Here is a 14,485-nt window from a genome sequence, read left to right on the forward strand (position 1 = left end):
GGTCTATTAGACGGCGCACCGATTCTCCTACCGCAGAAGGAAAACCGATTATTGCCCGCGAACGATGGATTGTGGTCCACGGAGCAAGCGCCTGGGGTAGTGCCAACTAATCCTTAGAAAATGATGTATGTCTAGCGGCACCGGGTCGTGCACAGCGCCCCGCAGGAGAGGGCTGCACAGGTCGGCTGATCGGCGGCGACGCTGCAGGTTGCTGCAAAGTTGAGCATACCATAATTAGGCATGGCATGCTTGACAATTAAGTCGAAGGCCTGTAAGCTACCAAGTGTGAGCTAAGAATCTGGGTATTCCGACTAGTCAGGGTCAAACCGCGTGGCTGACCGTAATTCGTATTGTGGCTCGCGCCTCTCAAGCACAAAGGAGTATCCATGGATTCTCGAGAGCAAATCGAAGATAAGATTCTCTGCGGTCAGCCCTTCCGCCCTATTGAGGACCCGGATCTCTATTACGAGATGATGGAGGCGGCGGAGAAGTGTCACGATCTCAACCAGCTTCGTCCACTTCAAACAGCGGAGAAGCAGGCAGTGATGGCAGACCTGCTTGGTGAACTGGGGGAGCGCTTAATGGTTTTCCTGCCATTTCATGTCCAATATGGCTCGAAAATCAAGGTCGGAGATGGCGTGACCTTCAATCGAGGAACGACGGTACTTGATATGGCCCCGGTGACATTTGGCAATGAGGTCATGGTTGGTCCATGGTGTTCCTTCTTTGCTGGCAATCACGCCTTAGACCCCGTAGAGCGGCAATACATGGTGTGTACCGGGGGTGCGATCACCATACAAGACCATGTGTGGCTTGGTGGCAATTGCACGGTAACTGCGGGTGTCACGATTGGGCATGGTGCAGTAATTGGTGCTGGCAGTGTTGTGACAAGAGATATTCCGCCCATGGTACTCGCAGCCGGTAATCCGTGCCGAGTCATTCGTGATATTGGCCCGGAAGATAAGCTCATGGGGGAGTCTTGGGTTCCTGAGTGGCCTAGTTGGATTACGGATTGAGACGGCTGTGAAAGTTCTCGCGGTCGTCCTGGGTTCTGAGGGTGATATGCTGCCATTTGCGCACCTTGGTGTCGCACTTCGAGATCGTGGCCACCAGTTTGTTTTGGCTGGGTTTAGCGAATTCGGCGGGAGTTTTCGTGCAAACGGGGTGGACTACATCGAGTTACCCGGTGATTACCGGGCGTTAATGAAGCGCCTTTTGGGCGATAGTAAAGGCATGATGGACACTGTCTTAGGTATCCGTGAGATGATATCTGACGCCCACGTTTTCGATGTGTTAGAGCATGCCATGGATGGCGTTGACGTGGTCATGTACACCCAATTCAGTGAAGTTGCTCGGTTGTTAGGGGCTGCACGCGGAGTCCCCAGCGTTCGGGTGCAGGTTTTCCCTACCGAACCCTGCCTCCGTTACAGCCTCGTGGATCCGCGAAAACTGGACGGCTCTGTCGGAGCTCTGGTCACCCACTGGATGTCCAATACTCTGATGGCTTGGGCGATGCGCCCAGTGATAGCGGCATGGCGCCGTAGGTTGGGGCTGCGTCAGCGAGCGCTCTCCTCTCCACCAACCACGATCTACCAATTCAGTCCCGCGTTGAGTCCGCCGGCGCCGGAATGGAAAAACCACATTCACGTCACTGGCGAGTGGCTTGACCCGCACCACAGTGAACTCGCCCTAGACCCAGCAGTCGAGGAGTTTGTGGCTGCCGGCTCGGCCCCGGTTCTGGCAAGCTTTGGGAGTATGGTCTCAGATCGCGTTTATGACCTTCAACGATGGACTCGAGACGCGTGCATCGAGCATGGTCTGCGGGCGATAATCGTCGATCCCGATCATGAGCCTGGTGTGAGAGAAGGAATCCTCACCGTCGCCCGGGTCCCGTTCGCGACTGTGCTTCCGTGGTGCCGTGCAGGCATCTGCCACGGCTCACTGGGCACCACCGGGGCGATCCTGCGCGCCGGCAAGCCGTGCCTTGCGGTTGCATTCGGTGGTGACCAACACTTCCATGCCAACGCAGTTTGTCGAAACGGTGCCGGGCCGAACTATATTGACGCCCAGCGAGGCGAACTGAGTGCCCAGTCCCTGGCCGCCGGAATTGCCGATTTGGTAAGTGGAGCATACGACTCCGCAGCCCGCAGGATGCCCGCGTTGCTTGCCACAGACCCGGGTACCGTCGCAGCAGTAGAAATCGTGCTTAATCAGTCCGACCTAGCGAAAGGCGAAAAATGACAGAAATCAGCTGCGAGGGAGTCTTTCCGTTTGTGGCCGGACATCGCACTGGAACCCTCTTGTTTTGCTTCCATCACGCAGGAGGCAGCGCTTCCGTCTATCGTGGATGGGTGGGGGTCAACCCAAGCATTGACGTGGTGCCGGTGGAGCTTCCCGGAAAGGCAACCCGTCGCCGAGAGAAATGGGTAAGCGACTTTGACAAGCTCGCCGATATGTGCGCAACCGAGATAGTAGATCTGGCGGCGGGCGCGCCGATTGCGTTGTACGGCCACTCCATGGGGGCAGCGCTGGCCTACCAGGTTGCTGCCTGCCTGCAGCAGATGCATCGGCCCACTATACCGGAAGCCGTGGTGGTGGCCGCACGGCAGGCGCCCGGAGAAACCGTGCCTGGGGAATACCACTCGTCAATGGGGTTCGGTGCGCTGCGCAGGGAGTTTGAGAAGGTAGGTGGCACACCACCTGAGATCCTTGCCAATGATGATGTGATGAAGCTGCTGCTCGCTGACATTCGTCGCGATTATGTGTTACACGAGGGCTTTCACCATGCAACCACGGTGCTTCGCTCTCCTGTGCTGGCATTGGCGGGGGATAGCGACCCAGCTGTCAGCCCAGAGATGCTTTCCCGGTGGGAAAATTTTACCAGCGGTAGTTTTGAACTGAAGGTCCTGCCGGGTGGGCATTTCTTCCCGCTCGATACTGGAACCGAGTTCCTCGACCTGCTTGCCGGTTTTCTAGCGGGAATTACTGGGAACACTGCCTGGTTAGCGCGGAACAATGCGTGATTGTGACTGTTAAGTAAAGAGGCCCCGATGACCGAACAAAAACCACCCATTACATTTAGGCAAATATCTCAACCTGCCCACCGGCAGATCACGGTGTCGCTGCTATTGGCGGTGCTGGCGGCGGTTTTGTCGCTGGTGCCGGTAATCGTGCTGGTTGAGCTGGTGCGCACCGTAATGCTGTCCTTCCAGGGAGAGCCGATAGATGCGTCAAAGCTGTGGCTGCTAGTCGCGGCGCTCATGGTGGCCACCGTCCTACATGGACAGGCAACCGTGAAGAGCCTCCAGGTAAGCCACCAGGCCGACGGCCTTTTGGGCGAGCACTTACGCCAGCAGCAGATTACCAAGCTGGGTAGGCTCCCGCTGTCTTGGTTTACGCGGACACCTTCGGGGACTGTGAAAACCTACATCGAAGACGACGTCACCAAGATCCACCAGCTCATCGCCCACGCGCCGCACGATTATTCGGCCGGTGTACTCGTACCGCTATTGAGCCTGGGATACATGTTCGTGGTGGACTGGCGGATAGGCCTGCTGGGCCTGGTACCACTGCTGTTGGCAGTGGCCACCATGCCGTTTATGATGCGCGAGTTTCAAGAAAAGGCGGAGAAATTTAAGTCCAGCCAGAAGCAGCTAGACGCCGCCGTCGTAGAGTTGGTGCGCGGCATCCCGGTTATCAAGGTGTTTGTTCCGGAAGGCTACGACGAGAGCATTTTCCTTAGTCGTTCCCGGAGTTTTGGTGGGTTCTATCGCGAGTGGTTGCACGCCACCGTACACCCCACCGCTTTGATGAAGATCTTCACCTCCACCGGGTTTGGCCTGCTGGTGGTAGCCGCGGCCAGCCCGTGGCTCATCACGTCTGCGGGCGTACCAGTGGCCGATGTGCTGGCAGCGTTTTTGTTCATCAACAACATCGCCGCGCCTCTGCTTATGCTTTCGCGCACTAACATCATGTTTTCGGAGGCGAAGGCTGCCGCGGCGGATCTCACCGAGTTCTTCAACATCCCGGTATTGCCGCCCGCTGCTGGCGGCAGGGAGCCTGCAAACGCCGGAATTGAGTTGAAAGATTTAAGCTTCTCCTACGTGCCGGACACCCCGGTGCTTTCCGGCATTAACCAAAAACTTACCGCCGGCAGCATCACTGCGGTGGTGGGACCTTCCGGCTCGGGGAAGTCCACGTTAGCCGCGCTCATCCCCCGGCTATTAGACCCCACGGAGGGGTCGGTGCGCATTGGTGGCGTCCCTAGTACTGATCTCCGATCTGACCAGCTCTACCGTAGGGTAGGGTTCGTCTTCCAGGACCCTTACCTTATGCGGATGAGCGTGCGGGATAACATTCGCCTCGCTCACCCGGAGGCCACCGACGCAGACGTGATTCGCGCCGCCCGCGCCGCCCAGATTCATGAGCGCATTACCCATCTGCCGCGCGGCTACGACTCGGTGGTGGGAGAGGACGCGCAGCTTTCCGGTGGCGAGCAGCAGCGGCTGGCTATTGCCCGGTCCATCTTGCTCGACGCGCCGATCCTCGTGTTGGATGAGGCCACCGCTTTTGCGGATCCGGACTCCGAGGCCGCGATCCAGCGGGCCATTACCGAGCTGGTGGCCGGGCGCACGCTAGTAGTTATCGCACACCGGCTCCACACGATCACCGGCGCTGACCGGATCCTCATGCTGGAAAACGGTGAGGTCACCGAAGCAGGCACTCACGAAGAGTTAGTGGCGGCAGGCAAGGGCTACGCCACGATGTGGGCACGCTACCAAACCGCGCAGGCGGGCATCCAAGGGGAGGAAAAATAATGATCCGCACGCTCTATTCACTGGGCAGTCCGGCTGATCGTCGCCGTCTGGTGCTGGTCCTTACGCTAATTGGGATTTCCGCGGTGGCGTTGGCCATTGGCCTTATCCTCATTGCACTGTTTTTGGACACGCTGTTTAGCGAAGATCCCGCGCAGGCCGCAGCATGGTTGCCCTGGATCATTATCTCCGTCCTCGTCTACGCCGCCGCAGACTGGCCCACTGAGGTTATTGCCCAGGACCTGGGGCATGATTACGTGCTGCGCATCCACCGGCTTATCGCCGATCGCACGGCACAGCTACCCCTGGGCTATTTTGAAGAAGATCGCGCCGGCCAGATCGGTGTTGTAGCCACCAGCGGTGCGCTGTTTGCCGCTAACGCGCCGGCAATGATGCTGCGGCCCATGCTGCACGGTGCTGCCTCGGCCGGTTTGGCTTGCGTGTTTCTCATCGCCGTGGACTGGCGGCTGGGGCTGGTTACCGTTGCAGTGGCTGCCGTGGTGTGGTTCGCCTATAACCGCCTAATGCGGCAGTACCGCGTGGCAGAGCGCCAGAAGGGCGAGCGCAACGAGCACGGCGCCGCGGAGGTGCTGGAGTTCGCCCAGGTGCAGCCGGTGCTGCGCATGGCTGGGCCGGATTCGCTGGGGGAGCGCGCCGTGCGCGCCTCGATTCGAGAGCAGCTTAGCGCCCAGCAGCACACCCAGAAGACAGGTGAGATGATCATGGGTCGTCTGGCTTTAATCATCATGGTCGGTACCGTGGTCATTGATGCCCTGGCCACCGTGCTACTTCTCAACCACTGGCTAGAAGCAGGCACCTACATTGGCGTCATTGTGTTGGTGTTCATCCTGGCTCGCGTTGCTATGTCGGGCATACCCTACGGCGAGGGCTTGGAATCCGCGCGCAATACCTTAGATGAGATCCAAAAGATCCTCGATGCGCGGGTGTTGCCGGAGCCTGCGGTTCCGGCGGCGCCACGCGACTATGGCATCGAGTTCGATGGGGTGGGCTTTGGCTACGAACCCAACACCCCAGTGGTCCGCGACGTGAGTTTCCGCGTGGCGCCCGGAACTACTACTGCGTTGGTGGGTCCCAGCGGCTGCGGCAAGAGCACCTTGCTAAAACTTGCGGCACGCTTCTATGACGTTGACCAGGGGACCATCCGTATCGGTGGTGTGGATATTCGCGATCTTGGCTCCCGGTCGGTGTTGGATTCGCTGGCTATGGTGTTCCAATACGTGTACCTCTTCGAGGACACACTGTATGAAAACATCCGCCTGGGCTGCCACAATGCAACGCGGGAGGAGGTGCTCCGCGCAGCGGAGTTGGCCGGTGTCACCGAGATTGCCCGGCAGCTGCCGCAGGGGTTTGACACCCTGATTAGCGAGGGCGGGCAGAATCTCTCCGGTGGTGAGCGTCAGCGTGTCTCCATCGCTCGTGCGCTACTGAAGGACGCGCGGATCGTGCTGCTTGATGAGGCGACTAGCTCTCTAGACGTGCAGAATGAGCACCTTGTGATGCGCGGTATGAAAACGCTTTCTGCCGAGCGCACCATCGTCGTCATTGCGCACCGGCTGCACACCATCCGCGACGCGGACCAGATTGTGATGATGAGTCCCTCCGGCACCGTGGAGTCTATCGGCAACCACGAGGAACTCATGGAGAGTTCCCCACGCTACCGCAGCTTCTGGGGTGAAAAGAGCGACGCCACCAGCTGGAAGCTGTAGGGACTAGCTGTCGCGGCCGCGTAGATACCGCACCGTGCGCGCCAGTGCGAGATCATCGCACGGTTCGCAGGCGGTAAGGCGGCCTTTTTCCACGCGCAGGAGAAGATCGCAGCACCGCGCCACCAGCTCCATGTCATGGGTTACTACCAAAACGGTCTTGCCCTGCCGGGCTAGGGCGTCTAGCAGGTGGGCCACCCGGTGCATGCGGCACAGGTCCAGCCCGCTGGTGGGTTCATCGAAGACGATTACCTCGCGCTCACTTAGGACTGCTGAGGCGATGGCCACGCGCTGGCGTTCGCCGCCCGAAAGCGACATCGGGTGCCGGGCCCGCTTGTCCGCGAGATCAAGTGCACCAAGCACCTCGGTAAGGCGCGCTTCGTTTTTCCCATCCGGTCCACTGGTGCCGATGATTACGTCGGACTCCACGCTCTCCCCGAAAAGCTGGTGGTTTACGTCCTGCATTACTAAATAGGACTGGCGCAGGCGCTGCCGGGGACCCGAGAGCGAGCGGTTATTGATGTCCACCACGCCGGTGGCCTTAGATTCCAGGCCAGTCAGAACGCGCACAAAGGTAGATTTTCCGGCCCCGTTGCGTCCTACCACGCCGATGACTTGTCCTTGCGGCAACTCCGTGTGGCTGATGCTCAGGGATGGCTCTGTAGCCTTGGGGTAGGTGAACTGTAGCTTTTTGAGCACCATCGTGCCACTTGAAGGGCGTGGCTCGCGGGTCACCTCGGGGACCTGCTGCGCTGAGCGCAAGCCCATGCGGTACAGTTCGGCCTTGTCTAGGGTGCGAAACTCCGAGCCGCTGAGATCATGAGCGATCTGCCCGTCCTGCATAACCAGCACTCGGTCCACGATGTCAACTAGGTAGGAAAGCCGATGCTCAGCGATCAGGACGGTGCGGCCCTGTGTCTTCCACTGCGCGACGATGCGGCGCAGCTCATCGACGGCGGCGAGGTCGAGATTTGATGATGGTTCGTCTAGTAGTAGTACCTGTGGGTGCATCGCGGCCACTGAAGCGCATGCTATTTTTTGTTTCTGGCCGCCGGAAAGTGTGAACAGGTGCCGGTCGAGGAGATGAACCATGCCGAAATCTGCGGAAAGTTCCCCAATACGCTGTCGAATCTCGTTGGGCGCCACGCCGAGGTTTTCGCAGCCAAAGGCGAGTTCGCTGGCTACTTCCAGCGTGAAAAATTGCGACTTGGGGTTTTGGAACACTGAGCCTACGCGTTCGGCGATGTCGTGTGGGTGGGCATGAGTGATGTCTTCGTCGTCCAGCAGCACCTCCCCCGAAATCTGGGCGTCGCAGAACGTGTGCGCCACGCCGTTTATCAGGCGTAGCAGGCTGGACTTACCGCAGCCTGATTCGCCACACACTAGAACTAGTTCGCCCTTCGCCACGGTGAGATTTACGTGGTGCAGCACCGGCTCCGCTGTGTTTTGACCATAGGATAGTGACACATCGTGCAGCTTTATCACGGCAGCATCACTATATTTACCAGTAGTAGGATCAGGGACACGACGAGCACGCTTATGACTATTGCGTCGCCTACGCGGAAGCCTATCTCGCACAGCGTGGTTCGTCGGCGAGGCGAGCCCAATCCGCGGGTCACTGCAGACATAGCCAGCTCGTTGCCGATGCTCACAACGGACGCCAACAGTGGCACAAAGCGGTATTCGAGCATAGCGATCGGGTTGCGCAGGCCCGAGATGCCACGCATCTGCATGGCGGTGCGGATATCGCGGTATTCCTCGAGAATCGTCGGGAAGAACCGAAACATGATGGACGTGGGGATGGTCAGGGCGTCGGGGCTCCGCATGCGCTGCATCGCGGCCATGAATTCGCTGGCCGAGACGGTGCGTAGTAGGTACCAGCAGCACGTGATGCCAGGGAGGATGAGCGAAAGCCCTGCGAACCACGTAGCGCACACGTCCACGATGATGTGGCGCTCGGGCAGGGCCTGTACCACCACCGCAGGAAAGCCGGCGAGCACCGCGAAGGTGAGTGCGTATCGCAGTGCAGCGGCCACCATGCCGGAGGCGAGGAAAAGTGCCCCGGGAACGGCAATGAGCATCCACCGGGCGGTGCTGCCCAGCGCCCCACTGGACCCGGCCGGTGAGATGAGCACCGAGGACACCACGAGGATGACCAGCACCGTGGTGCGTGGGTCCAGATGGAGTCCCGCTGTGTGCGTGCCTGATCCGGGCAAAGTGGGCGACATCAGGCGATTCCTGCTCGCTGGAAGTGCTTGGTGAAGATGCGCCGGCCGAGGATCCCGCCGAGGATCCCGCAGACGAAGGTTACTATCACAATGATGAGGAATAGCCAAGTCATCTGGCCAATAGAGGTGAGGCCATCCGCGAAACTAGCACCATATTTGGTCTGCATGCCGCTGCTCTCTATGTAGCGCCGAGTGGTGAAGAAAAGCGGAATATATGATGCGGTGGGTGACACTGCTATAAAGGCATAGGCGATCACACTGTGTATTGCGCTCGTATACTTGCCGGCGCGCAAAATTAACTCGGCAAACACGGCCATGACCAAGCTGAGCAGCAGTGGCCATATGCCTAAACCAAGCAGCAGGCTGGCGAGGCCGCTGAGAAGAAGGAATATGAAGACCATGCCGGGCTTGTGCACCTTGGCCAAGAACAGCATCATCGGGATGCCCAGGATGAGGGCCTGAACGCTGGTGATCATCACGTAGGTGATGGGGGTGATGCCGATGAAGGCGATGACCACGCCGGCTACCAAGTTGATGACGAAGAAGATGCCGATGTTCATCAGGTCGGTGATGTTCAGCCGTCCTGCTTTTGCATCTTTCGGGGTGGTGTGGGGAGTACTGGGCATGATGTTTCCTTTCAGATTAGGCTGCTTGTGCGTAGCACTGGGTTGGGGGCAAGTGGCTTGTCAGGTGAGTGAAACAGGTGTGGCATGAACTCTAAATTTCGCCTTCTTCTACGTCGCTGCCGACGATGTCGGCGATCAGGTCGGACAATTCTCGGACCGTTGGATGGTTGAATACGTCACGTATGGAGATCTCTACTGACATTTCTCGACGAATCGAGTTAGTAAGCCGCACGGCCGTGAGCGAGTCGGCACCGATGGTGAAGAAGTCATCGTCGATGCTGATCTCCTTGGGCCCGAGGAGATCTTGCAAGATGGTAATGATACCCGAATCTCGGTGATACGTACCCCACGTTGGGCGACTTCTTTCCGATTGCGTACATCGACGGCGACGACTACGCCGTCCTGCAGCGCACCGCCGACGGAGTCTTGTGCGGCCGCTACGACGCACTCGACAACGAATGGTGGGAGCAGCCCGCACAATCGTTCACCGAATGGTTCTATGCGATGGCTGCCCCACGCCAGAACAACGCACAGCCCGTGCATCCGCGCTTGCCCAACACCACAGCCTCGGCACCCTCACACTGATTGAAACCTACACATCCAAGGTGAAAAAGACCCTGGATGCCTGGAACCTCAGAATCACACTCACCGCCACACCCGCACACCGCATCCCACACGTTGCCGCCACGCGCCTGAAAGAACTCCGTGCTAAAAGAACCGCCAAACCAGGAGTGCGCATCACCTACAGAGCCAAAGGCCCCAACACACTCTCCATTACCGATGACGCGACCACGATTGCCAACATGCGCGCAGTACTCGAATCCACCAACACCACCGACCTACTCCAAGCCGCCAACGACATCTTCTTCAAAGAAGGCACTGGTTCCACACCCGCAGTGCGCACCCAAGTCATCATCACATTGAATGAGTTGGACCAGATCATTAACGGCGACGGGGACGAAATAGAACTCAACCTCACCAACGGTGCGCGCATGACAGGCGCGGAATTCCTCACCCACAAGTTTGCCGAAATTGGCTATGCCACCATCGTCCACCCCATTGAAGGACCCATCAACACTTGGCGGCTATCGCGTGGGGCAAACCTCAATCCTTCAAACAACACCACCCACAAACCACAACAAGGTACGCGGGGATTTCGGGGATCCCTGACCACGGTTAATGTGCCACAACATGCTGCGGGGTGTACCGGGACTCTTAAGCTCTTAAAGAACGAGACCCGCCAACCGGAGGACGGTTGACGGGTCAGTCGGCGTGGGTGGTGCGTGAGCTAGTGGCCGGTACCGATTTCTAGGTGCATGCCCGGAACCGAGTTGATGAGGTTGCGGGTGTACTCCTGCTGGGCGTTTTCGAAGATATCGTCGGCGGTGCCCTGTTCGACGGCCTGTCCCTTCTTCATGACCACTACGTCGTCGGCGGTCTGGCGGACCACCGCGAGGTCGTGGGTAATGAAGAGGTAGGACAGGCTGAGCTCTGACTGCAGCTCCGCGAGGAGCTGGATGATCTGGTTCTGCACCAGCACGTCGAGGGCGGAGACGGCCTCATCGAGGACGATGACCTCCGGGCGCAGCGCCAGCGCACGTGCAATGGCGATACGCTGGCGCTGGCCGCCGGAAAGCTCGTTGGGGTAGCGGCGCATGGCGGAGCGGGGCATGGAGACCATGTCGAGAAGCTCGGCCACGCGAGCCTCGCGCTCCTTGCGCGAGCCCACCTTGTGCAGCGCCATGGGTTCCTCGATGCACTTGTAAATCGAATACATCGGATCCAGCGAGCCATAGGGGTTCTGGAAGACCACCTGCATCTTGCGGCGGAGCTTGAACAGTTCCTGCTTCGATAGCGTCGAAGTATCGTGGCCTTCGAACTCGATGGTGCCGGAGGTTGGCTCCAGCAAGCCCAATACCATGTTGGCCACCGTGGACTTACCGGAACCGGACTCGCCCACCAACGCCAGGGTGGTGCCGCGGCGGATGTCGAAGGAGACATCGTCGACAGCCTTGAGCAGCTTCTTTCCACCGCGCTGGCCGCGGATATCGAATTCCTTGGTGAGGTTGCGGACCGAAATCACCGGAGCCTGCGCGGAAGCAGAGTCCGCGGTTGCGGTGCCCTGCTTGACGGCGGCACCGATCGCCCCACCCGACTTCAGCTCCTTGGCCTCCACACCAGCTTCCTTGGCCGCGCGGATGCGGGAGGAGGCGAGGGAGGGGGCGGCGTCGACAAGCCGGCGCGTGTAGGGGTGCTGCGGGGAGCGCAGAATCTCTCGCGAGGGGCCCGACTCGACGATACGGCCGCGGTGCATCACGATGAGGTGCTCCGCGCGCTCGGCCGCCAGACCGAGGTCGTGGGTAATGAAGAGCACCGCGTTACCCAGCTCCTCAGTGAGGTGCTGTAGGTGATCCAGGATGGTTTTCTGCACCGTCACGTCGAGGGCGGAGGTGGGCTCATCGGCGATGAGCAACTTCGGGCGTGCGGCCAGGCCAATCGCGATGAGCGCGCGCTGGCGCATTCCACCAGAGAACTCGTGGGGGTACTGCTTGGCGCGGCGTTCGGCGTCGGGAAGCCCGGCTTCCTCCAGAAGCTCCACCACGCGTTCGTGGCGCTTGGAGCCCTCCACCACGTGGTTGGCGTTGAGAGACTCCTCAACTTGCGTACCGATGCTCCACACTGGGTTGAGGTTGGACATCGGATCCTGCGGGACCAGGCCAATCTTGTCGCCGCGCAGCGATTCGAATTGCTTGTTGTTGTAGTGAGTGATGTCCTCGCCCTCAAAAAGGATCTGGCCGCCAGTGACCTTGCCGGTGCCCGGCAGCAGGCCCAGGATGGACATCGCCGTGGTGGACTTACCGGAGCCGGATTCACCCACGATGGCCACGGACTGGCCCGGGTAGATGGACATGTTGACGCCACGCACGGCCTCCACTACTCCGGTGGAAGAGGTGAAGGAGATGCGGACGTCCTTCATTTCAAGAAGTGGGTTAGTCATTAGCGCTTCCTCGCCTTCGGATCGAGCGCGTCGCGGACGACGTCACCCATCATGATGAAGCTCAACACGGTCAGGCCCAAAGCACCCGCCGGGTAGAACAGGACTGCCGGGGCGACGCGGAGGGAGGCCTGCGCGTCGGAGATGTCTCCGCCCCAGGATACGAACGTCGGCGGCAGGCCGATGCCCAGGAAGGACAGGGTGGCTTCCGCCACGATGTAGGTGCCCAGCGCCACGGTGGCGTAGGAAATGATGGGGGCGGCGGCGTTCGGCAGGATGTGGCTGAACAGGATATGCCCGTTGGAGGCACCGATGGAGCGCGCCGACTGGACGAACTCCTCGTTCTTGATGGAGACCACCGCGCCGCGCGTGATGCGGGCGATGGACACCCAGCCGAACAGGCCGAGGACCAGGACGACCGTGATGATGGTGCGGTGCTCCTTGAACATCTGCATGACCACGATGGCGGCCAGCACCAGCGGGATGGCGAAGAAGATGTCCGTGATGCGGGAGAGCACCGAGTCGATCCAGCCGCCGAAGAAGCCGGCAACGGCGCCGATGAGGGAGCCCAGGACCACCACGAGGAGGGTGGTGAGCACGCCTACGGCTACCGACGCCCGCGCGCCGTAGATGACGCGGGAGTAGATGTCGCAGCCCTGGCGGTTAAAGCCGAACGGGTGGCCGGGCTCCGCGGGGGCGAGGGACTTGGACAGCTCGCACAGGCGTGGATCCGTGTTAGTGAACAGGCCGGGGACGACGGCCATGAGGATGGCCACGAGGATCATCACGGCGGCGATCCAGAACAGCGGGCGGCGGCGCAGGTAGCGCCAGGCCTCGCCCCACTGGGAGGAGGGCGCGGATTCGTCCTTGACGGCGTCGACGGCGCCGAGGCCGGTCTCGTCGGTCTGGGAGACGAAGTGCTCTTGGCCCGGAAGGTGGGTGGTTTTCTCGAAGTTAGGCATAGCGGATCCTCGGATCAAGAACGGCGTACAGGAGGTCAACCAGCAGGTTGGCGATGATGTAGATGATCACCAGCACGGTGGTGAAGGAGACGATGGTGGTCGGCTCACCGCGCAGGATGGCCTGGTACATCGTGCCGCCAACACCGTTGATGCCGAAGATGCCCTCGGTGACGATAGCGCCGGTCATCAGTGCACCGATGTCCGCACCAATGAAAGTGGCCACCGGGATGAGCGAGTTGCGCAGCACGTGGCGCAGGGTGACCGCGCTGCCGGACAGGCCCTTGGCGCGGGCGGTGCGCACGTAGTCAGCGCGCAGGTTCTCCGACACGGACTGGCGGGTCAGGCGGATGACGTAAGCCAGCGAGAGCGCACCGAGAACCATGGCGGGCATGAGTAGCGACTTTACCGAGGCGTTCGCGCCGACGGTGACGGGCAGGATGCCCCACTTGATGCCCACGATGTACTGGAAGACAAAGCCGATGACGAAGGACGGCACCGCGATGACGAGCAGGGAGATGACCAGCACGGTGGAGTCGAAGAAGCCGCCGCGGCGCATGCCGGCGATGACGCCGAAGAAGATGCCGAAGACGGCCTCGAAGATGATGGCCATGAGCGTGAGCTTCACGGTGACGGGGAAGGCGTTGGCCATGACCTGGGTGACGGGCACGCCGGAGAAGGTCGTGCCGAAGTCCAGCATGAAGATGCCCTTGATGTAGAGCAGGTATTGGATGATGAACGGCTTGTCCAGGTTGTATTCCGCCTCGATGCGGGCGCGGGCAGCCTCGGTGAGGCCGCGGTCGCCGCCGAGGGCCTCAACCGGGTCGCCGGGCATCAAGAAGACGAGGGCGTAGATGAGCAGGGTGGCTCCGAAGAACACCGGGATCATCTGCAGCACTCGGCGCCCGATATAGCGCAGCATAGTGTGGTCCTTTACTCGTGAGGGTGCAGTGCTTGACGACGCCTCCCCGCAGGGCACGTCATCTAGCTCATAAAGATTTTAGTGTGTGATCCAGACCGATTTAAAATCTATAGGGCGTTTCAGATCACGTTTATGGGGGTAGGTGCGCTTGCGCGCAGGCGCAAAACGCGGGGAGACCCCCGTCGTGGCGTGTGCGGGGGTCTTGCCTGGTGCGGGC

The 14,485-nt window shown here is 60.2% G+C and carries 14 protein-coding genes; 7 read left to right on the plus strand and 7 right to left on the minus strand.

Annotated elements, in window-relative coordinates:
- The first annotated feature begins 386 nt into the window (after positions 1-386).
- From ACLI1P_RS01160 to ACLI1P_RS01180, 5 genes are all read left to right on the plus strand, one after another.
- Positions 387-1,016: a sugar O-acetyltransferase gene (locus tag ACLI1P_RS01160; protein WP_014303359.1), complete on the plus strand. Its 630-nt coding sequence runs from the start codon at positions 387-389 to the stop codon at positions 1,014-1,016.
- 46 nt (positions 1,017-1,062) lie between these two features.
- Positions 1,063-2,241 carry a glycosyltransferase gene (locus ACLI1P_RS01165; protein WP_411709212.1) on the plus strand — a complete coding sequence of 393 codons (1,179 nt, stop codon included), beginning with the start codon at positions 1,063-1,065 and terminating at the stop codon, positions 2,239-2,241.
- The gene (locus ACLI1P_RS01170) at positions 2,238-3,023 is read left to right on the plus strand and encodes a thioesterase II family protein (RefSeq protein ID WP_023018093.1); all 786 of its coding nucleotides are present in this window, start codon (positions 2,238-2,240) and stop codon (positions 3,021-3,023) included. Before ACLI1P_RS01165 ends, ACLI1P_RS01170 begins: the two co-directional genes overlap by 4 nt.
- A 93-nt stretch (positions 3,024-3,116) precedes the next feature.
- Entirely contained in the window at positions 3,117-4,817 is a 1,701-nt protein-coding gene (locus ACLI1P_RS01175) for an ABC transporter ATP-binding protein (RefSeq protein ID WP_411709213.1), read from the plus strand.
- Positions 4,817-6,541, plus strand: coding sequence for an ABC transporter ATP-binding protein (locus tag ACLI1P_RS01180; protein WP_042528963.1), 1,725 nt, complete (start codon positions 4,817-4,819; stop codon positions 6,539-6,541). The genes ACLI1P_RS01175 and ACLI1P_RS01180 overlap by 1 nt, the downstream gene beginning before the upstream one ends.
- Before the next feature lie 3 nt (positions 6,542-6,544).
- Here the strand turns inward: ACLI1P_RS01180 and ACLI1P_RS01185 are convergent, their stop codons facing one another.
- The 4 genes from ACLI1P_RS01185 to ACLI1P_RS01200 all read right to left on the minus strand — a co-directional run bounded on the left by ACLI1P_RS01185 (position 6,545) and on the right by ACLI1P_RS01200 (position 9,702).
- Positions 6,545-8,023, minus strand: a complete 1,479-nt coding sequence (locus tag ACLI1P_RS01185) for an ABC transporter ATP-binding protein (RefSeq protein ID WP_014303364.1) — start codon at positions 8,021-8,023, stop codon at positions 6,545-6,547.
- Complete coding sequence (locus ACLI1P_RS01190; RefSeq protein ID WP_014303365.1) at positions 8,020-8,766, minus strand: energy-coupling factor transporter transmembrane component T; 747 nt, start codon at positions 8,764-8,766, stop codon at positions 8,020-8,022. Before ACLI1P_RS01190 ends, ACLI1P_RS01185 begins: the two co-directional genes overlap by 4 nt.
- Positions 8,766-9,392 carry an MptD family putative ECF transporter S component gene (locus ACLI1P_RS01195; RefSeq protein ID WP_014307391.1) on the minus strand — a complete coding sequence of 209 codons (627 nt, stop codon included), beginning with the start codon at positions 9,390-9,392 and terminating at the stop codon, positions 8,766-8,768. Before ACLI1P_RS01195 ends, ACLI1P_RS01190 begins: the two co-directional genes overlap by 1 nt.
- A gap of 91 nt (positions 9,393-9,483) precedes the next feature.
- Positions 9,484-9,702 carry an acyl carrier protein gene (locus ACLI1P_RS01200; RefSeq protein WP_411709214.1) on the minus strand — a complete coding sequence of 73 codons (219 nt, stop codon included), beginning with the start codon at positions 9,700-9,702 and terminating at the stop codon, positions 9,484-9,486.
- A 41-nt stretch (positions 9,703-9,743) separates the two neighbouring features.
- On the opposite strand from ACLI1P_RS01200, the gene ACLI1P_RS01205 reads away from it, so the two are divergent.
- Positions 9,744-9,977 carry a hypothetical protein gene (locus tag ACLI1P_RS01205; protein WP_411709215.1) on the plus strand — a complete coding sequence of 78 codons (234 nt, stop codon included), beginning with the start codon at positions 9,744-9,746 and terminating at the stop codon, positions 9,975-9,977.
- A gap of 20 nt (positions 9,978-9,997) precedes the next feature.
- Positions 9,998-10,651 carry a hypothetical protein gene (locus tag ACLI1P_RS01210; RefSeq protein ID WP_369816007.1) on the plus strand — a complete coding sequence of 218 codons (654 nt, stop codon included), beginning with the start codon at positions 9,998-10,000 and terminating at the stop codon, positions 10,649-10,651.
- Positions 10,652-10,680: 29 nt separating this feature from the next.
- Here the strand turns inward: ACLI1P_RS01210 and ACLI1P_RS01215 are convergent, their stop codons facing one another.
- Genes ACLI1P_RS01215 through ACLI1P_RS01225 form a run of 3 tightly spaced genes read right to left on the minus strand, consistent with a single transcriptional unit; the run spans position 10,681 to position 14,268 of the window.
- Complete coding sequence (locus tag ACLI1P_RS01215) at positions 10,681-12,390, minus strand: dipeptide ABC transporter ATP-binding protein (protein ID WP_411709216.1); 1,710 nt, start codon at positions 12,388-12,390, stop codon at positions 10,681-10,683.
- A complete protein-coding gene (locus ACLI1P_RS01220; RefSeq protein WP_296133408.1) occupies positions 12,390-13,349 on the minus strand; it encodes an ABC transporter permease in 960 nt (319 codons plus the stop codon). Before ACLI1P_RS01220 ends, ACLI1P_RS01215 begins: the two co-directional genes overlap by 1 nt.
- Positions 13,342-14,268: an ABC transporter permease gene (locus ACLI1P_RS01225; RefSeq protein WP_411709217.1), complete on the minus strand. Its 927-nt coding sequence runs from the start codon at positions 14,266-14,268 to the stop codon at positions 13,342-13,344. Before ACLI1P_RS01225 ends, ACLI1P_RS01220 begins: the two co-directional genes overlap by 8 nt.
- Between the last annotated feature and the right edge of the window lie 217 nt (positions 14,269-14,485).

The sequence above is a fragment of the Corynebacterium tardum genome, assembly GCF_046717785.1.
GTDB lineage: Bacteria > Actinomycetota > Actinomycetes > Mycobacteriales > Mycobacteriaceae > Corynebacterium.

Bases quoted from the DNA above. Each gene is read 5' to 3' on its own strand.
- ACLI1P_RS01195 (WP_014307391.1), bottom strand. From the start codon at position 9,392: ATGCCCAGTACTCCCCACACCACCCCGAAAGATGCAAAAGCAGGACGG.
- ACLI1P_RS01160 (WP_014303359.1), top strand. From the start codon at position 387: ATGGATTCTCGAGAGCAAATCGAAGATAAGATTCTCTGCGGTCAGCCC.
- ACLI1P_RS01215 (WP_411709216.1), bottom strand. From the start codon at position 12,390: ATGACTAACCCACTTCTTGAAATGAAGGACGTCCGCATCTCCTTCACC.
- ACLI1P_RS01225 (WP_411709217.1), bottom strand. From the start codon at position 14,268: ATGCTGCGCTATATCGGGCGCCGAGTGCTGCAGATGATCCCGGTGTTC.
- ACLI1P_RS01220 (WP_296133408.1), bottom strand. From the start codon at position 13,349: ATGCCTAACTTCGAGAAAACCACCCACCTTCCGGGCCAAGAGCACTTC.
- ACLI1P_RS01165 (WP_411709212.1), top strand. From the start codon at position 1,063: ATGCTGCCATTTGCGCACCTTGGTGTCGCACTTCGAGATCGTGGCCAC.
- ACLI1P_RS01180 (WP_042528963.1), top strand. From the start codon at position 4,817: ATGATCCGCACGCTCTATTCACTGGGCAGTCCGGCTGATCGTCGCCGT.
- ACLI1P_RS01190 (WP_014303365.1), bottom strand. From the start codon at position 8,766: ATGTCGCCCACTTTGCCCGGATCAGGCACGCACACAGCGGGACTCCAT.
- ACLI1P_RS01170 (WP_023018093.1), top strand. From the start codon at position 2,238: ATGACAGAAATCAGCTGCGAGGGAGTCTTTCCGTTTGTGGCCGGACAT.